At 67.9% G+C, this 15,593-nt stretch carries 26 protein-coding genes; all 26 read left to right on the top strand.

The features are described 5' to 3' along the window. Window positions 1-45: 45 nt before the first annotated feature. Window positions 46-417 (top strand): hypothetical protein, encoded by a 372-nt coding sequence (locus tag ACN28G_RS22295; RefSeq protein ID WP_091444069.1) that lies wholly within the window; start codon window positions 46-48, stop codon window positions 415-417. Window positions 418-926: 509 nt separating this feature from the next. Beyond that, window positions 927-1,301 carry a 30S ribosomal protein S12 gene (gene rpsL, locus ACN28G_RS22290; RefSeq protein WP_007465318.1) on the top strand — a complete coding sequence of 125 codons (375 nt, stop codon included), beginning with the start codon at window positions 927-929 and terminating at the stop codon, window positions 1,299-1,301. A gap of 1 nt (window position 1,302) precedes the next feature. After that, window positions 1,303-1,773 carry a 30S ribosomal protein S7 gene (gene rpsG, locus ACN28G_RS22285; RefSeq protein ID WP_091079418.1) on the top strand — a complete coding sequence of 157 codons (471 nt, stop codon included), beginning with the start codon at window positions 1,303-1,305 and terminating at the stop codon, window positions 1,771-1,773. Between the two features lie 75 nt (window positions 1,774-1,848). Continuing rightward, a complete protein-coding gene (gene fusA, locus ACN28G_RS22280; RefSeq protein WP_091444066.1) occupies window positions 1,849-3,945 on the top strand; it encodes an elongation factor G in 2,097 nt (698 codons plus the stop codon). Window positions 3,946-4,163: 218 nt separating this feature from the next. After that, a complete protein-coding gene (gene tuf, locus ACN28G_RS22275; RefSeq protein WP_091444060.1) occupies window positions 4,164-5,357 on the top strand; it encodes an elongation factor Tu in 1,194 nt (397 codons plus the stop codon). 350 nt (window positions 5,358-5,707) lie between these two features. Next, entirely contained in the window at window positions 5,708-6,016 is a 309-nt protein-coding gene (gene rpsJ, locus ACN28G_RS22270; protein WP_007073037.1) for a 30S ribosomal protein S10, read from the top strand. 11 nt (window positions 6,017-6,027) lie between these two features. Then, window positions 6,028-6,693, top strand: coding sequence for a 50S ribosomal protein L3 (gene rplC / locus ACN28G_RS22265; protein WP_091444056.1), 666 nt, complete (start codon window positions 6,028-6,030; stop codon window positions 6,691-6,693). Then, window positions 6,690-7,340, top strand: coding sequence for a 50S ribosomal protein L4 (gene rplD / locus ACN28G_RS22260; RefSeq protein ID WP_091444054.1), 651 nt, complete (start codon window positions 6,690-6,692; stop codon window positions 7,338-7,340). Before rplC ends, rplD begins: the two co-directional genes overlap by 4 nt. Further along, window positions 7,337-7,639, top strand: a complete 303-nt coding sequence (gene rplW, locus ACN28G_RS22255) for a 50S ribosomal protein L23 (RefSeq protein ID WP_007465304.1) — start codon at window positions 7,337-7,339, stop codon at window positions 7,637-7,639. Before rplD ends, rplW begins: the two co-directional genes overlap by 4 nt. Window positions 7,640-7,651: 12 nt before the next feature. Further along, window positions 7,652-8,491, top strand: coding sequence for a 50S ribosomal protein L2 (gene rplB / locus ACN28G_RS22250; RefSeq protein WP_091444050.1), 840 nt, complete (start codon window positions 7,652-7,654; stop codon window positions 8,489-8,491). Between the two features lie 12 nt (window positions 8,492-8,503). Then, window positions 8,504-8,785 (top strand): 30S ribosomal protein S19, encoded by a 282-nt coding sequence (rpsS, locus tag ACN28G_RS22245; RefSeq protein ID WP_091444045.1) that lies wholly within the window; start codon window positions 8,504-8,506, stop codon window positions 8,783-8,785. A gap of 40 nt (window positions 8,786-8,825) precedes the next feature. Beyond that, entirely contained in the window at window positions 8,826-9,323 is a 498-nt protein-coding gene (gene rplV / locus ACN28G_RS22240; protein WP_091444042.1) for a 50S ribosomal protein L22, read from the top strand. Next, a complete protein-coding gene (gene rpsC / locus ACN28G_RS22235; RefSeq protein ID WP_091444039.1) occupies window positions 9,323-10,192 on the top strand; it encodes a 30S ribosomal protein S3 in 870 nt (289 codons plus the stop codon). The genes rplV and rpsC overlap by 1 nt, the downstream gene beginning before the upstream one ends. A 3-nt stretch (window positions 10,193-10,195) precedes the next feature. Further along, window positions 10,196-10,621, top strand: coding sequence for a 50S ribosomal protein L16 (gene rplP, locus ACN28G_RS22230; RefSeq protein ID WP_067359618.1), 426 nt, complete (start codon window positions 10,196-10,198; stop codon window positions 10,619-10,621). Then, entirely contained in the window at window positions 10,621-10,857 is a 237-nt protein-coding gene (rpmC, locus tag ACN28G_RS22225) for a 50S ribosomal protein L29 (RefSeq protein ID WP_007073028.1), read from the top strand. The genes rplP and rpmC overlap by 1 nt, the downstream gene beginning before the upstream one ends. Further along, entirely contained in the window at window positions 10,854-11,138 is a 285-nt protein-coding gene (rpsQ, locus tag ACN28G_RS22220; protein ID WP_091444035.1) for a 30S ribosomal protein S17, read from the top strand. Before rpmC ends, rpsQ begins: the two co-directional genes overlap by 4 nt. Window positions 11,139-11,235: 97 nt before the next feature. Further along, the gene (gene rplN, locus ACN28G_RS22215; protein ID WP_023358185.1) at window positions 11,236-11,604 is read left to right on the top strand and encodes a 50S ribosomal protein L14; all 369 of its coding nucleotides are present in this window, start codon (window positions 11,236-11,238) and stop codon (window positions 11,602-11,604) included. Between the two features lie 82 nt (window positions 11,605-11,686). Next, window positions 11,687-12,001 (top strand): 50S ribosomal protein L24, encoded by a 315-nt coding sequence (gene rplX / locus ACN28G_RS22210; protein ID WP_091444032.1) that lies wholly within the window; start codon window positions 11,687-11,689, stop codon window positions 11,999-12,001. Then, entirely contained in the window at window positions 12,001-12,570 is a 570-nt protein-coding gene (gene rplE / locus ACN28G_RS22205) for a 50S ribosomal protein L5 (protein WP_091444029.1), read from the top strand. The genes rplX and rplE overlap by 1 nt, the downstream gene beginning before the upstream one ends. A gap of 1 nt (window position 12,571) precedes the next feature. Continuing rightward, window positions 12,572-12,757 (top strand): type Z 30S ribosomal protein S14, encoded by a 186-nt coding sequence (locus ACN28G_RS22200; protein ID WP_007073023.1) that lies wholly within the window; start codon window positions 12,572-12,574, stop codon window positions 12,755-12,757. A gap of 115 nt (window positions 12,758-12,872) precedes the next feature. Beyond that, a complete protein-coding gene (gene rpsH / locus ACN28G_RS22195; protein ID WP_091444025.1) occupies window positions 12,873-13,280 on the top strand; it encodes a 30S ribosomal protein S8 in 408 nt (135 codons plus the stop codon). A gap of 16 nt (window positions 13,281-13,296) precedes the next feature. Then, complete coding sequence (gene rplF, locus ACN28G_RS22190) at window positions 13,297-13,839, top strand: 50S ribosomal protein L6 (RefSeq protein ID WP_091444022.1); 543 nt, start codon at window positions 13,297-13,299, stop codon at window positions 13,837-13,839. A gap of 8 nt (window positions 13,840-13,847) precedes the next feature. After that, window positions 13,848-14,225 carry a 50S ribosomal protein L18 gene (gene rplR, locus ACN28G_RS22185; protein ID WP_373868405.1) on the top strand — a complete coding sequence of 126 codons (378 nt, stop codon included), beginning with the start codon at window positions 13,848-13,850 and terminating at the stop codon, window positions 14,223-14,225. A 32-nt stretch (window positions 14,226-14,257) separates the two neighbouring features. Then, on the top strand, window positions 14,258-14,872 hold the full coding sequence (gene rpsE / locus ACN28G_RS22180) for a 30S ribosomal protein S5 (RefSeq protein WP_091444013.1): 615 nt from the start codon (window positions 14,258-14,260) through the stop codon (window positions 14,870-14,872). Beyond that, window positions 14,872-15,054: a 50S ribosomal protein L30 gene (rpmD, locus tag ACN28G_RS22175; protein ID WP_091444005.1), complete on the top strand. Its 183-nt coding sequence runs from the start codon at window positions 14,872-14,874 to the stop codon at window positions 15,052-15,054. Before rpsE ends, rpmD begins: the two co-directional genes overlap by 1 nt. Beyond that, window positions 15,054-15,497, top strand: a complete 444-nt coding sequence (gene rplO, locus ACN28G_RS22170) for a 50S ribosomal protein L15 (RefSeq protein WP_091444000.1) — start codon at window positions 15,054-15,056, stop codon at window positions 15,495-15,497. The genes rpmD and rplO overlap by 1 nt, the downstream gene beginning before the upstream one ends. Window positions 15,498-15,593 lie beyond the last annotated feature (96 nt).

The following is a 15,593-nucleotide window of genomic DNA, read 5'->3' as shown; positions in this document are numbered from 1 at the left end:
CCGCCACCGCCCGACGCTCTCCGGCCGCCGAAGCGGGTCGACCCGGTGCCCGGTACGCCCTTCGGCGTGGTGCACCTCGACGTCGCGCCGGTGACCTCCGGCCTGGCGGTGGGTGCGCTGGTCGCCGGGATCGCCTCGATCCTGGTGTCGTTGCTGGTCGGCTGCCTGGGCATCGCCGCGCAGGAGCTGGGCGGTGCCTGGGCCGCCGGCGCGTTCACCCTGCTGGGCTTCCTGGCCGGCGCGGGGGCGACCGTGGCGGGTCTGCTCGGGCTGCGACAGATCCGTCGCCCGGCGGCACCGCCCGCGGTGCACTTCACCGGTCGAGGCGTCGCCATCGCCGGCATCAGCTGTGGCGGGGTGGGGGCGCTGCTCAGTCTGCTCGGCCTGACGGTGGCCCTGCTGGTCACCTACGCCTGACCGGCTCGGCTGCCCGGCTCGGGGGTGCTGAGCCGGCAGCGGGGCAAGCGGCTACACTTGCGGTCGTGGGTGCCCATCGTGGGTGGGCGGGGACGACGAGCCGAGCGCTCGGGCCGTTGTCAGCTCGACGGAGCTATCAGGTCGGGCCGGCTGACGGGCCGGTCGGGACCGTTCCGTTTTGACCTGTGCCCCTGTGGTAGGTACTATTTCCGCTTGTGCTCAGGCCTGCCTGGGCAACTCGTGTGTGCGTCGGACCCGGTGACCCGGTGATCGCGCGACGACACGACAAAGCCACATACCCGTACCGGCGGTGATTCGCGGGTGCGGTGGTAACACTCCGGTGCGCGGGTGAGCGCCGACACCGGGCCGTGCGAGGGCGACACGCCCGACCGCGGGTGCCGGGACCTCCGCGAGGTGGCCCCGGCCGGAATGTAGGAGGGTCGCCCAGCAGGACGGCCAACGAGCAACGGCGCGGCCGCGAACGCGGCCGAAGGGAGCGGAGAAACCCGGTGCCCACCATCCAGCAGCTGGTCCGAAAGGGCCGCCAGGCCAAGACGACCAAGACCAAGACCCCGGCGCTGAAGGGTAGTCCTCAGCGGCGCGGGGTGTGCACCCGCGTGTACACCACCACCCCCAAGAAGCCGAACTCGGCGCTCCGCAAGGTCGCTCGTGTCAAGCTCAGCAGCCAGATCGAGGTGACCGCCTACATCCCGGGCGTCGGTCACAACCTGCAGGAGCACTCGATCGTGCTCGTGCGCGGCGGCCGGGTGAAGGACCTCCCCGGCGTGCGTTACAAGATCGTTCGCGGTTCGCTGGACACCCAGGGTGTCCGTAACCGCAAGCAGGCGCGCAGCCGCTACGGCGCGAAGAAGGAGAAGAGCTGACATGCCGCGTAAGGGACCCGCTCCGCGGAAGCCGCTGGTCGCTGACCCGGTGTACAACTCGCCGCTGGTCACCCAGTTGGTGAACAAGATCCTTCTGCGCGGCAAGCGCCAGCTCGCCGAGCGCATCGTGTACGCGGCCCTGGAGGGCTGCCGCGAGAAGTCCGGCACCGACCCGGTCGTCACCCTGAAGCGGGCGATGGACAACGTCAAGCCGACGCTCGAGGTGCGCAGCCGCCGGGTCGGTGGCGCCACGTACCAGGTGCCGGTCGAGGTTCGCCCGGCGCGCGCGACCACCCTCGGTCTGCGCTGGCTGGTGACCTACTCCAAGGCCCGCCGGGAGAAGACGATGGTCGAGCGGCTGATGAACGAGCTGCTGGACGCGAGCAACGGTCTGGGTGCCGCCGTCAAGCGGCGCGAGGACACGCACAAGATGGCGGAGTCCAACAAGGCCTTCGCGCACTACCGCTGGTAACAGCCTGGTTCCGGCGCCGGACCGGCGCCGGAACCAACACCAGTTGTGTCGGGACGACGATAAGTAGGGACTGAAGTGGCCGCCGCAGACGCGCTCGCCAACGTACGCAACATCGGCATCATGGCGCACATCGATGCCGGTAAGACCACGACCACCGAGCGGATCCTGTTCTACACCGGCATCACGTACAAGATCGGTGAGGTCCACGAGGGCGCCGCCGTCATGGACTGGATGGAGCAGGAGCAGGAGCGGGGGATCACCATCACCTCCGCCGCCACGAAGTGTGAGTGGAAGGGCCACACGATCCAGATCATCGACACGCCCGGCCACGTCGACTTCACGGTCGAGGTCGAGCGGTCGCTGCGGGTGCTGGACGGTGCGGTGGCGGTCTACGACGGTGTCGCCGGCGTGGAGCCCCAGACGGAGAACGTCTGGCGCCAGGCCGACAAGTACGACGTCCCGCGGATGTGCTTCGTCAACAAGCTCGACCGGACCGGTGCCGACTTCTTCCGCTGCGTGCAGATGATGATCGACCGGCTCAACGCCACCCCGCTGGTGCTCCAGATCCCGATCGGGCTCGAGGGCGACCACATCGGCGTCGTCGACCTGATCGGCATGCGCGCCCTCACCTGGCGTGGGGAGACCCAGAAGGGTGAGGACTACGCGATCGAGGAGATCCCGGCCGACCTGGCCGACTCCGCGGCCGAGTGGCGCGAGAAGCTGATGGAGACCCTGGCCGACGTCGACGACTCGGTCATGGAGAAGTACCTGGAGGGCGAGGAGATCTCCGCCGAGGAGATCAAGGCCGCCATCCGGCGGGCCACCATCGCCAGCAAGGCCAACCCGGTGCTCTGCGGTTCGGCGTTCAAGAACAAGGGCGTCCAGCCGATGCTCGACGCGGTCATCGACTTCCTGCCCTCGCCGCTGGACATCCCGGCGATCGAGGGTACGGCGACCGACGGCGAGACCCCGCTGCTGCGCAAGCCCTCGACCTCCGAGCCCTTCTCCGGCCTGGCCTTCAAGATCCAGACCGACAAGCACCTCGGCAAGCTCACCTACGTCCGGGTCTACTCCGGCGTGGTCGAGTCCGGCTCCCAGGTGGTCAACTCCACCAAGGACCGCAAGGAGCGGATCGGCAAGATCTACCAGATGCACGCCAACAAGCGGGAGGAGCGCAGCTCCGCCAAGGCTGGCGACATCATCGCGGTGCAGGGTCTGAAGCAGACCACCACCGGTGACACCCTCTGCGACCCGGCGAAGCCGGTGATCCTGGAGTCGATGACCTTCCCCGAGCCGGTCATCGAGGTGGCCATCGAGCCGAAGACCAAGGCCGACCAGGAGAAGCTCAGCACCGCCATCCAGCGGCTGGCCGAGGAGGACCCGACCTTCCGCGTCAAGCTGGACGACCAGACCGGTCAGACGGTCATCTCCGGCATGGGCGAGCTGCACCTGGACATCCTGGTCGACCGGATGCGCCGCGAGTTCAACGTCGAGGCGAACATCGGCAAGCCGCAGGTGGCGTACCGGGAGACCGTCCGCCGCAAGGTGGAGAAGATCGAGTACACCCACAAGAAGCAGACCGGTGGCTCCGGCCAGTACGCCCGCGTGATCGTGAGCGTCGAGCCGCTGCCGCTGGGTAACGACGCTCCGACCTACGAGTTCGCCAACGCCGTCACCGGTGGTCGTATCCCGCGGGAGTTCATCCCGTCGGTGGACGCCGGGGCCCAGGACGCGATGCAGTACGGCATTCTCGCCGGCTTCCCGCTGGTGGGTGTCAAGCTGACGCTGCTGGACGGCCAGTACCACGAGGTCGACTCGTCGGAAATGGCGTTCAAGATCGCCGGCTCGATGGTGATGAAGGAGGCGGCCCGCAAGGCCGATCCCGCACTCCTCGAGCCGATGATGGCTGTTGAGGTCACCTCTCCGGAGGAGAACATGGGTGACGTCATCGGCGACCTCAACTCCCGCCGCGGCATCATCCAGGCGATGGAGGAGCGCAACGGCGCCCGTGTCGTCCGCGCTCTGGTGCCGTTGTCGGAGATGTTCGGCTACGTCGGCGACCTGCGGTCGAAGACCCAGGGCCGGGCTAGCTACAGCATGCAGTTCGACTCCTACGCCGAGGTTCCCCAGAGCGTCGCGAAGGAGATCATTGCCAAGGCGACGGGTGAGTGACTCACCTGAGCAGATCCGATGATCCGTCGGTGGCCGCGGGAGGTTCCTTCCGCCCGTGGCCCCCACGGTCGGGTTGCGTGAGACCGGGCCTGTAGGCTTCACCGCCGCAGAACCCACAAGGCTCTCCGGCCGCCAGGCCGGAAAGGCTGTCGACAGAGTCCTGAGCGCCGAGTAGGCGTGCCGGGCGTACGAACCAAGAAGTCCACAGGAGGACACCAGTGGCGAAGGCTAAGTTCGAGCGGACTAAGCCGCACGTCAACATCGGCACCATTGGTCACATCGACCACGGTAAGACGACGCTGACGGCGGCCATCACCAAGGTCCTGCACGACCAGTACCCGGACCTCAACCCGTACACGCCGTTCGACGAGATCGACAAGGCGCCGGAGGAGAAGGCCCGCGGTATCACGATCTCGATCGCACACGTCGAGTACCAGACCGAGGCGCGGCACTACGCGCACGTCGACTGCCCCGGGCACGCCGACTACATCAAGAACATGATCACCGGTGCCGCGCAGATGGACGGCGCGATCCTGGTGGTCGCGGCGACCGACGGCCCGATGCCGCAGACCCGCGAGCACGTGCTGCTGGCCCGTCAGGTCGGCGTGCCGTACATCGTCGTGGCGCTCAACAAGAGCGACATGGTCGACGACGAGGAGCTCCTGGAGCTCGTCGAGCTCGAGGTCCGCGAGTTGCTCTCGGCTCAGGAGTACCCGGGTGACGACCTGCCGGTCGTCCAGGTCTCCGCGCTGAAGGCGCTCGAGGGCGACCCGGTCTGGACCGAGAAGCTGCTCGAGCTGATGAGCGCGGTCGACACCGCGATCCCGCAGCCCGAGCGCGAGACCGAGAAGCCGTTCCTCATGCCGGTCGAGGACGTGTTCACGATCACCGGTCGTGGCACCGTCGTCACCGGTCGTGTCGAGCGTGGCGTGCTGCTCCCGAACGAGGACGTCGAGGTCGTCGGCATCCGCGAGAAGGGCTTCAAGACCAAGGTCACCGCGATCGAGATGTTCCGCAAGACCCTGGACGACGCCCGCGCAGGTGAGAACGTCGGCCTGCTGCTGCGGGGCACCAAGCGCGAGGACGTCGAGCGCGGCATGGTGGTCATCAAGCCGGGCACCACGACCCCGCACACGGAGTTCGAGGCGACCGTCTACATCCTCTCCAAGGAGGAGGGTGGCCGGCACACCCCGTTCTTCCAGAACTACCGTCCCCAGTTCTACTTCCGTACCACGGACGTCACCGGTGTCGTCACCCTCCCCGAGGGCACCGAGATGGTCATGCCGGGTGACAACACCTCGATGTCGGTGAAGCTGATCCAGCCCATCGCCATGGAGGAGAACCTCAAGTTCGCGATTCGCGAGGGTGGCCGCACCGTCGGCGCCGGGTTCGTCACCAAGATCGTCAAGTGACCTGGGTAACCCCGATTAGCGTCGCCGCCGGTGTTGCGGCATACTAGTCAGGTTGCGTAACGACGGTTCGCCGTCCGAGTTCGGTTTCTGCCGAATCGCCGGGCGGAGGGACAGTCGGGCGTAGGGTGGTTGGCGACCCCTGGTTGCCAACCACCCTCGCACGGCGTTCAGGTCGCGGTAGTGCGATCGGCGCCTTGACCCACGCGCGGTCAGATCGCTCCGGTATCCCGGGGCGGAGCCTGGCCACTGGGCGCGACACGCCCGACCGCGGGGGTCGGCGAAGAGGGCCTGTGCCAGCCGGTACGGGCACCCGCAACACAGCGGCATCGAGAGAAGGAACAGAAGCCACCATGGCGGGACAGAAGATCCGCATCCGGCTCAAGGCCTATGACCACGAGGTCGTCGACTCCTCGGCTCGGAAGATCGTCGAGACGGTGACGCGTACCGGGGCGCAGGTCGCGGGCCCGGTGCCGCTGCCCACGGAGATCAACCGTTTCTGCGTCATCCGCTCGCCGCACAAGTACAAGGACTCGCGCGAGCACTTCGAGATGCGTACGCACAAGCGACTGATCGACATCATCGACCCGACCCCGAAGACGGTCGACTCGCTCATGCGCCTCGACCTGCCGGCTGGCGTCGACATCGAGATCAAGCTGTAGGGACCGGACAAATGGACAGGCAAGTCAAGGGGATCCTGGGCGCCAAGCTCGGTATGACCCAGGTCTGGGACAACAACAAGGTTGTGCCCGTGACCGTGGTTCAGGCCGGCCCGTGCGTCATCAGCCAGGTTCGTAGCGCCGAGAAGGACGGTTACTCAGCGGTCCAGCTGGCGTACGGCACGATCGACCCGCGCAAGGTGAAGAAGCCGGTCAGCGGGCACTACGCGAAGGCGGACGTGGCGCCGCGCCGGCACATCGTCGAGCTGCGCACCAACGACGCCGCCGACTACTCGCTCGGTCAGGAGGTCACGGTCGAGGCGTTCCCGGCCGGGGCCGTCATCGACGTGACCGGCAAGACCAAGGGCAAGGGCTACGCCGGCCCGATGAAGCGGCACGGCTTCCACGGTCTGCGCGCCAGCCACGGTGTCGAGCGCAAGCACCGTTCGCCGGGCTCCATCGGCGCCTGCGCCACCCCGGGTCGCGTCTTCAAGGGCACCCGGATGGCGGGCCGGATGGGTGGCGTGCGCTACACCGTTCAGAACCTGACCGTCCAGGCGGTCGACACCGAGAACAACCTCCTGCTCGTCCGCGGTGCCATTCCCGGCCCGAAGGGCGCGCTGGTCCTGGTCCGCTCGGCGGCCAAGTCCAAGGTGAAGAAGGGCGGTGTGGCCAAGTGACCACCGTTGACGTCCTCACCGTCGAAGGCAGCAAGAGCGGCTCCGTCGAGCTGCCGGCCGACATCTTCGACGTCCAGGCGAACGTCGCGCTGATGCACCAGGTAGTGGTGGCTCAGCTCGCGGCTGCCCGGCAGGGCACGCACAAGACCAAGACCCGCGGCGAGGTCGCCGGTGGCGGCAAGAAGCCGTACAAGCAGAAGGGCACCGGTCGGGCCCGGCAGGGCTCGATCCGCGCGCCGCAGTTCGCCGGCGGTGGCGTGGTCCACGGTCCCGTGCCGCGCGACTACAGTCAGCGGACCCCGAAGAAGATGAAGGCCGCCGCCCTGCGTGGCGCCCTCTCCGACCGGGCCCGCGCCGGGCAGGTGCACGTGGTCGAGGCGTTCGTCTCGGGCGAGAAGCCGTCGACCAAGGCTGCCCTGGCCACGCTGCTCAAGGTGACCGAGGCCCGCCGGGTGCTGGTCGTGCTGGCCGCCACCGACGAGCTGAACTGGCTGTCCCTGCGCAACGAGCCGCGGGTGCACCTGATCGAGGCCGGCCAGCTCAACACGTACGACGTGCTGGTGGCCGACGACGTGGTCTTCACCAAGGACGCCCTGGACGAGTTCCTGGGTGTGCCCGCCGAGACCACCGAGGAGGGTGGCAAGTGAGCACGATTGCCGATCCGCGCGACATCATCGTGGCGCCGGTCGTCTCGGAGAAGAGCTACAGCGAGCTGAACCGGAACTGGTACACCTTCCTGGTGCACCCGGACGCGAACAAGACTGAGATCAAGATCGCTATCCAGCAGATCTTCAACGTCCGCGTCCTGACGGTCAACACGCTCAACCGCCAGGGCAAGCGCAAGCGCACCAAGACCGGTTTCGGTCAGCGCAAGGCGACCAAGCGGGCGATCGTGAAGCTGGCTGACGGTGACCGTATCGAGGCCTTCGGCGGCCCGGTCAGCTGAGGGGTGTAGACAATGGCTATCCGTAAGTACAAGCCGACGACGCCGGGCCGACGCGGCTCCAGCGTCGCCGACTTCGCCGAGATCACCCGGTCCACGCCGGAGAAGTCGCTGCTGGCTCCGCTGCCGAAGAAGGGCGGACGTAACGTCCACGGCCGGATCACCGCGCGGCACCACGGTGGCGGGCACAAGCGCCAGTACCGTCTGATCGACTTCAAGCGGGTCGACAAGGACGGCGTACCGGCGAAGGTCGCCCACATCGAGTACGACCCGAACCGCACCGCGCGGATCGCGCTGCTGCACTACGCCGACGGCGAGAAGCGCTACATCCTCGCGCCGAAGGACCTGAAGCAGGGCGACGCCGTCGAGTCGGGTCCGGGCGCGGACATCAAGCCGGGCAACAACCTGCCGCTGCGCAACATCCCGGTCGGTAGCACCATCCACGCGGTGGAGCTGCGGCCCGGCGGTGGCGCGAAGCTGGCCCGTTCGGCCGGCGTCGGCATCCAGCTGCTCGGCCGCGAGGGCGCGTACGCGACCCTGCGGATGCCCTCCGGTGAGATCCGGCGGGTCGACGTGCGCTGCCGCGCCAGCATCGGCGAGATCGGCAACGCCGACCAGTCGAACATCAACTGGGGCAAGGCCGGCCGGATGCGGTGGAAGGGCAAGCGCCCGACCGTCCGTGGTGTCGCCATGAACCCGGTCGACCACCCGCACGGTGGTGGTGAGGGTAAGACCTCCGGTGGTCGCCACCCGGTCAACCCGCAGGGTAAGCCCGAGGGCCGTACCCGTCGCAAGGGCCAGCCGAGTGACCGGCTGATCGTCCGCCGTCGCTACGCCACGCGTAAGCGCGGCTGAGGGAGATAGAAGATGCCTCGCAGCCTGAAGAAGGGCCCGTTCGTGGACGGCCACCTGCTCAAGAAGGTGGAGCTGCAGAACGAAAAGGGCACCAAGAACGTCATCAAGACCTGGTCGCGGCGCTCGACGATCACCCCGGACTTCCTGGGGCACACGATCGCGGTGCACGACGGACGTAAGCACGTCCCGGTGTTCGTGACCGAGGCGATGGTCGGGCACAAGCTCGGCGAGTTCGCGTTGACCCGTACGTTCAAGGGTCACGAGAAGGACGACCGGAAGAGCCGCCGGCGCTGAAGCCGCGGGCATACGGATAGAGGATCAAGGGGTTACAGCGATGCCAGGAAAGGGCGACGCTCCGGTGCTTCCGGGCGCGCGGGCGATTGCGCGACACGTGCGCATTTCGCCGATGAAGGCGCGCCGGGTGGTCAACCTCGTCCGCGGCCTGCCCGCGAAGGAGGCGCTCACGGTGCTGCAGTTCGCGCCGCAGGCGGCGAGTGAGCAGGTGTACAAGGTGCTCGCGAGCGCGATCGCCAACGCGGAGAACAACGAGCGGCTGGACCCCGACGCGCTGCTCGTCAGCGAGGCGTACGTCGACGAGGGCCCGACGATGAAGCGGTTCCAGCCGCGGGCCCAGGGCCGGGCGTACCGGATCCGCAAGCGGACCTGCCACATCACCGTGGCGGTCGAGGCTGTCGCGCCGGCTGCGCCGAAGAAGTCCGCGGCGAAGAAGGCCGCTCCGGTGAAGCAGGCGGAGGCCAAGCAGGCTGAGCCGGCCGAGACGAAGCAGGCTGAGCCGGCGGAGACGCAGAGCAAGACGGAGGGCGCCGAGTAATGGGTCAGAAGGTTCACCCGCACGGGTTCCGGCTCGGCATCTCGACCGACTGGAAGTCCCGCTGGTTCGCGGACAAGCTCTACAAGGACTACATCGGCGAGGACGTCAAGATCCGCCGGATGATGTCCAGTGGGCTGGAGCGGGCCGGTATCTCCAAGGTCGACATCGAGCGCACCCGCGACCGGGTCCGGGTCGACATCCACACCGCCCGGCCGGGCATCGTCATCGGCCGTAAGGGTGCGGAGGCCGACAAGATCCGCGGCAAGCTGGAGAAGCTCACCGGTAAGCAGGTGCAGCTGAACATCATCGAGGTGAAGAACCCCGAGTCGGACGCGCAGCTGGTTGCCCAGGGCGTGGCCGAGCAGCTCTCCAGCCGGGTCAGCTTCCGTCGGGCGATGCGCAAGGCGATGCAGTCGGCCATGAAGAACCCGGTCTGCAAGGGCATCCGGGTCCAGGTCTCGGGCCGCCTCGGTGGTGCCGAGATGAGCCGGACCGAGTTCTACCGCGAGGGCCGGGTGCCGCTGCACACGCTGCGGGCCAACATCGAGTACGGCTTCTTCGAGGCCCGTACCACCTTCGGCCGGATCGGCGTGAAGGTCTGGATCTACAAGGGTGACGCGGTGCCGGGTCGGGAGACTCCGGCCGAGGCTCCGTCGCGCCCGCGCCGGGACCGCGGTGACCGCCCCGAGCGGCCGCGTCGTGGTCGGTCCGGTTCGTCCGGCACGACCTCCGGCGGTACCGAGGCCGGCCGGGCCGCCGCCGCGACCACGGTCGCGCAGCAGGCCGAGACGCCGAGCGGCGAGCCGGTCGACAGCGCCGCTGTCGCCGCGGTCGCCACTCAGCCGGCAGAAACGCAGCAGGAGGGCTGACAGATGCTGATGCCGCGCAAGCCCCCGAAGGGCTTCCGCAAGCCGCACCACCCGGACCGCAGTGGCGCGTCCAAGGGCGGTAACCGGGTGGTCTTCGGCGAGTTCGGGATCCAGGCTCTGGAGCCGGCGTACGTGACCAACCGCCAGATCGAGTCGGCGCGTATCGCGATGACCCGCCACATCAAGCGTGGTGGCAAGGTCTGGATCTCGGTCTTCCCGGACCAGGCCCTGACCAAGAAGCCGGCCGAGACCCGGATGGGTTCCGGTAAGGGTTCGCCCGAGTGGTGGGTGGCCAACGTGAAGCCGGGACGGATCCTGTTCGAGATGTCCTTCCCCAACGAGCAGATCGCGCGCGAGGCCATGCGTCGCGCGATCCACAAGCTCCCGATGAAGTGCCGAATTGTGACGCGCGAAGTGGGTGAGTCCTGATGGCAGCGGGCGTTAAGGCCTCCGAGCTGCGTGAGCTCTCCGAGGAGGAGCTGGTCACGAAGCTGCGGGAGGCCAAGGCGGAGCTGTTCAACCTCCGCGTGCAGGCCGCAACCGGGCAGCTTGACAACAACCGGCGGCTGCAGGTCATCCGTCGGGAGATCGCCCGGATCTACACGATCATGCGTGAGCGCGAGCTGGGGCTCTCGGCTGCGCCGACTGAGGTGACTGCATCATGAGCGAGACCGACAACACCACCGCGGCTCCCGTGCGGGCGCGCCGTAAGGTCCGTGAGGGCCTGGTGGTCAGCGACAAGATGGACAAGACCGTCGTCGTCGAGGTCGAGGACCGGGTCAAGCACGCGCTGTACGGCAAGATCATGCGCCGGACCAGCAAGCTGAAGGTGCACGACGAGCAGAACGCCGCCGGTACCGGCGACCGGGTCCTGATCATGGAGACCCGGCCGCTCTCCGCCACCAAGCGTTGGCGGATCGTGGAGATCCTGGAAAAGGCCAAGTAGCGAAGGCTCGAACTCGCCCGGCGTCAGTCGGGCGCAGGTTCCGCCAGGCTCCGGCTGCGGCAGGCGGCCGGAGAACCGGCAGACATAGGAGATAGACGTGATTCAGCAGGAGTCGCGACTGCGCGTCGCCGACAACACGGGTGCCCGGGAGATCCTGTGCATCCGGGTTCTCGGTGGCTCCGGTCGGCGCTACGCGAGTATCGGCGACGTCATCGTGGCCACGGTCAAGGACGCGATCCCGGGTGCCGGTGTGAAGAAGGGCGACGTCGTCAAGGCCGTCATCGTCCGCACCGCCAAGGAGCGGCGGCGGCCGGACGGCTCGTACATTCGCTTCGACGAGAACGCCGCCGTCATCATCAAGGACGGTGGCGACCCGCGCGGTACCCGTATCTTCGGCCCGGTGGGTCGGGAGCTGCGGGACAAGCGGTTCATGAAGATCATTTCTCTCGCTCCGGAGGTGTTGTGACCGTGAGCGAGCGACGTGAGCGAACCGACAGGCTCAGTAGGTGCAAGCTTCAGGCGCGCGCCGACCGCAGGGAGGCGCGGGCATGAAGATCAAGAAGGGCGACACGGTCATCGTCATCGCCGGCAAGGACAAGGGTGCCAAGGGCAAGGTCATCCAGGCCTACCCGCGGCAGGACAAGGTCCTGGTCGAGGGCGTGAACCGGGTCAAGAAGCACACCCGCGTCAGCACCACCCAGCGCGGCGCCAAGACCGGTGGCATCGTCACCCAGGAGGCCCCGATCCACGTTTCCAACGTGCAGATCCTGGACTCCGAGGGGAAGCCGACCCGGGTCGGTTACCGTATCGACGACAGTGGCCAGAAGGTCCGCATCGCGCGTAGCACCGGTAAGGACCTCTGATGACCACGGCTACCGAAACCACGACCATGCCGCGCCTCAAGGAGCGGTACCGCAACGAGATCGTGGCCAAGCTGCAGGAGCAGCACAGCTACGGCAACCCCATGCAGGTGCCGCGGCTGGTCAAGATCGTCGTCAACATGGGTGTCGGCGAGGCCGCCCGGGACGCCAAGCTGATCGACGGCGCCGTCCGGGACCTGGCCACCATCACCGGCCAGAAGCCGCAGGTACGGCGGGCGACCAAGTCCATCGCGCAGTTCAAGCTGCGTGAGGGCATGCCGATTGGCGCGAAGGTCACCCTCCGGGGCGACCGGATGTGGGAGTTCCTGGACCGGCTGCTGTCGATCGCGCTGCCGCGTATCCGCGACTTCCGCGGTCTGGACGGGCGCAAGCTCGACGGGCACGGCAACTACACGTTCGGTCTGACCGAGCAGTCGGTGTTCCACGAGATCGACCAGGACAAGATCGATCGGCAGCGGGGCATGGACATCACGGTGGTCACGACCGCCACGACCGACGACGAGGGCCGGGCGCTGCTCAAGCTCCTGGGCTTCCCGTTCAAGGAGAACTGAGATGGCCAAGAAGGCGCTGATCCTCAAGGCGGCCGCGAAGCCGAAGTTCTCGGTTCGCGCGTACACCCGCTGCCAGCGGTGCGGGCGCCCCAAGGCGGTCTACCGCAAGTTCGGTCTCTGCCGGGTGTGCATCCGGGAGATGGCTCACCGCGGTGAGCTGCCGGGCGTGTCCAAGGCTTCCTGGTAAGGGCGAACGCGCCCCGGCTCACGCCGGGGCCCTTGCACCGATCATGTATTGCTCTTCGCCGTAGGCCCGGGGCTTGGAGCCCCGGGAACCCCGGCGAGAAAGGCTGACGATATCCATGACGATGACCGACCCGATCGCAGACATGCTCACGCGTCTGCGTAACGCCAACCAGGCGTACCACGACCAGGTGACGATGCCCTACTCCAAGATCAAGGCGAACATCGCCGAGGTCCTGAAGTCCGAGGGCTACATCGCCACCTGGTCGGTCGAGGAGCCCGAGGAGGGTGCCGTCGGCAAGCGACTGGTCGTCGAGCTGAAGTACGGCCAGAACCGCGAGCGGAGCCTGGCCGGCATCAAGCGCGTGTCCAAGCCCGGTCTCCGGGTGTACGCCAAGTCGGACGGGCTCCCGCGGGTGCTCGGCGGCCTCGGCGTGGCGATCATTTCGACGTCCCAGGGGCTGCTCACCGACCGGCAGGCCCGCAAGCGGAGCGTTGGCGGGGAAGTCCTCGCCTTCGTCTGGTAACGGGAGACAGGTAGAAATGTCGCGTATTGGACGTAAGTCGATCCCGGTACCTTCCGGCGTCGACATCACCATCGACGGGCAGACCGTCAGGGTCAAGGGCCCGAAGGGCGAGCTGTCGCACACGCTCGCCGCGCCGATCACCGCGGAGCGGGCCGAGGACGGCCAGCTGCTGGTGAACCGGCCGAACGACGAGCGCAAGGCCAAGGAACTGCACGGCCTGAGCCGTACCCTGGTCGCCAACATGATCGTCGGCGTCACCGAGGGTTACCGCAAGAGCCTGGAGATCGCCGGTACCGGTTACCGGGTCACCGCCAAGGGCAAGGACCTGGAGTTCGCGCTCGGGTTCTCGCACCCGGTGCTGGTCCCCGCGCCGGACGGCATCACCTTCACGGTGGAGCGGCCGACCCTGTTCCACGTGGCCGGCATCGACAAGCAGCAGGTCGGTGAGGTCGCCGCCAACATCCGGAAGATCCGCCCGCCGGAGCCCTACAAGGGCAAGGGTGTCAAGTACCAGGGCGAGGTCATCCGCCGCAAGGCTGGAAAGGCAGGTAAGAAGTGAGCGCCACGCTGCTCAAGCGCCGCCGCGGCGTTGCCGCCAAGCGCGCCGTCGGGCGTGCGCGTCGGCACTTCCGGGTCCGCAAGAACGTCAGCGGCACCGCCGAGCGTCCCCGCCTCGTGGTCACCCGTTCGCTGCGGCACATCACCGCCCAGGTCGTCGACGACAACAAGGGTCACACCCTGGCGTCGGCCTCGTCCCTGGACGTGTCGCTGCGCGGCACCGAGGGCGACAAGAGCGCCCTGGCCGGCAAGGTCGGCGCGCTCCTGGCCGACCGGGCCAAGGCCGCCGGCGTCTCGAAGGTCGTCTTTGACCGCGGTGGCAACCGGTACGCGGGGCGGGTCGCCGCGCTTGCCGACGCCGCCCGCGAAGCCGGGCTCGAGTTCTAGAAACCCCGTCACGAGAGAGAGGAAGGCTGCTGATGCCAGGTCAACAGCGCCGTGGCGGCGGGTCCGGTGGCAACGAGGGTGGTCGCCGCGACAACCGCCGTGAGGGCGGCCGCGGAAACGCGCCCGTCGAGAAGACCCCGCACCTCGAGCGGGTCGTCGCGATCAACCGCGTCGCCAAGGTCGTGAAGGGTGGTCGTCGCTTCAGCTTCACCGCCCTGGTGATCGTGGGCGACGGCGACGGCACCGTCGGTGTGGGCTACGGAAAGGCCAAGGAGGTGCCCGCGGCGATCGCCAAGGGCGTCGAGGAGGCCAAGAAGCACTTCTTCAAGGTGCCGCGGATCGGTGCCTCGATCCCGCACCCGGTCACGGGCGAGGACGCCGCCGGTGTGGTGCTGCTCAAGCCGGCCTCGGCCGGTACGGGTGTCATCGCCGGTGGTCCGGTGCGCGCCGTGCTGGAGTGCGCCGGCATCCACGACGTGCTCTCCAAGAGCCTCGGCTCGTCCAACCCGATCAACATCGTGCACGCCACGGTGGCGGCGCTGAAGGGGCTCGAGTCCCCGGAGGCTGTCGCGGCCCGTCGTGGTCTTCCGGTGGAGGACGTCGCGCCGGCGGCCATGCTGGCGTCGCGGGCGGGGGTGGCATCCTGATGGCACGCCTGAAGGTCACCCAGCTCCGGTCCGAGATCGGGACCAAGCGCAACCAGCGTGAGTCGCTGCGTTCGCTCGGTCTCAAGCGGATCAACGACGTGGTGGTCAAGGAGGACCGGCCGGAGATCCGAGGCATGATCTTCACGGTCAGCCACCTCGTGAAGGTCGAGGAGGTCGAGTAATGACGATCAAGGTCCACCACCTGCGTCCGGCGCCGGGGTCCAAGACCGCCAAGACCCGGGTGGGTCGGGGCGAGGGCTCCAAGGGCAAGACCGCCGGTCGCGGTACGAAGGGCTCGAAGGCCCGCAAGAACATCTCGCCGGCGTTCGAGGGTGGGCAGATGCCCATCCACATGCGCCTGCCGAAGATGAAGGGCTTCAAGAACAAGTTCAAGGTGGTCTTCCAGGTGGTCAACCTGGACCGGCTCGCCGAGCTGTTCCCCAACGGCGGCCAGATCGGCCCGGTCGAGCTGGTCGAGGCCGGCGCGGTCCGCAAGGGTCACCCGGTCAAGGTGCTCGGCACCGGGGACCTCGGCGGGGTGGCGCTCCAGGTGTCGGCGCACGCGTTCAGCGCGTCGGCCAAGGAGAAGATCGCCGCCGCCGGTGGCAGCGTCACCGAGCTGTAGAACGGTCCGGACCCGTGGCGCCCGTCAGTTGTCGAACTGGCGGGCGCCATGGTGCGCCCGGACCATGTGGGCCAGGTAACATCGGAATCGATTTAT

The sequence above is a fragment of the Micromonospora sp. WMMA1923 genome, assembly GCF_049179195.1.
GTDB classification, from domain to species: domain Bacteria; phylum Actinomycetota; class Actinomycetes; order Mycobacteriales; family Micromonosporaceae; genus Micromonospora; species Micromonospora yangpuensis.
This window is presented reverse-complemented; position numbering and strand designations above follow the sequence as displayed.

Excerpts from the sequence above, each read along its gene's own strand:
- rplB (WP_091444050.1), top strand. The coding sequence starts at position 7,652 with ATGGCTATCCGTAAGTACAAGCCGACGACGCCGGGCCGACGCGGCTCC.
- rpsC (WP_091444039.1), top strand. The coding sequence starts at position 9,323 with ATGGGTCAGAAGGTTCACCCGCACGGGTTCCGGCTCGGCATCTCGACC.
- rpsE (WP_091444013.1), top strand. The coding sequence starts at position 14,258 with ATGCCAGGTCAACAGCGCCGTGGCGGCGGGTCCGGTGGCAACGAGGGT.
- rplF (WP_091444022.1), top strand. The coding sequence starts at position 13,297 with ATGTCGCGTATTGGACGTAAGTCGATCCCGGTACCTTCCGGCGTCGAC.
- rpmC (WP_007073028.1), top strand. The coding sequence starts at position 10,621 with ATGGCAGCGGGCGTTAAGGCCTCCGAGCTGCGTGAGCTCTCCGAGGAG.
- rpsH (WP_091444025.1), top strand. The coding sequence starts at position 12,873 with ATGACGATGACCGACCCGATCGCAGACATGCTCACGCGTCTGCGTAAC.
- rpsQ (WP_091444035.1), top strand. The coding sequence starts at position 10,854 with ATGAGCGAGACCGACAACACCACCGCGGCTCCCGTGCGGGCGCGCCGT.
- rplO (WP_091444000.1), top strand. The coding sequence starts at position 15,054 with ATGACGATCAAGGTCCACCACCTGCGTCCGGCGCCGGGGTCCAAGACC.
- rpmD (WP_091444005.1), top strand. The coding sequence starts at position 14,872 with ATGGCACGCCTGAAGGTCACCCAGCTCCGGTCCGAGATCGGGACCAAG.
- rplC (WP_091444056.1), top strand. The coding sequence starts at position 6,028 with ATGGACAGGCAAGTCAAGGGGATCCTGGGCGCCAAGCTCGGTATGACC.
- rplE (WP_091444029.1), top strand. The coding sequence starts at position 12,001 with ATGACCACGGCTACCGAAACCACGACCATGCCGCGCCTCAAGGAGCGG.
- rpsS (WP_091444045.1), top strand. The coding sequence starts at position 8,504 with ATGCCTCGCAGCCTGAAGAAGGGCCCGTTCGTGGACGGCCACCTGCTC.
- rplP (WP_067359618.1), top strand. The coding sequence starts at position 10,196 with ATGCTGATGCCGCGCAAGCCCCCGAAGGGCTTCCGCAAGCCGCACCAC.
- rpsG (WP_091079418.1), top strand. The coding sequence starts at position 1,303 with ATGCCGCGTAAGGGACCCGCTCCGCGGAAGCCGCTGGTCGCTGACCCG.
- rplV (WP_091444042.1), top strand. The coding sequence starts at position 8,826 with ATGCCAGGAAAGGGCGACGCTCCGGTGCTTCCGGGCGCGCGGGCGATT.
- rplX (WP_091444032.1), top strand. The coding sequence starts at position 11,687 with ATGAAGATCAAGAAGGGCGACACGGTCATCGTCATCGCCGGCAAGGAC.
- ACN28G_RS22200 (WP_007073023.1), top strand. The coding sequence starts at position 12,572 with ATGGCCAAGAAGGCGCTGATCCTCAAGGCGGCCGCGAAGCCGAAGTTC.
- rpsJ (WP_007073037.1), top strand. The coding sequence starts at position 5,708 with ATGGCGGGACAGAAGATCCGCATCCGGCTCAAGGCCTATGACCACGAG.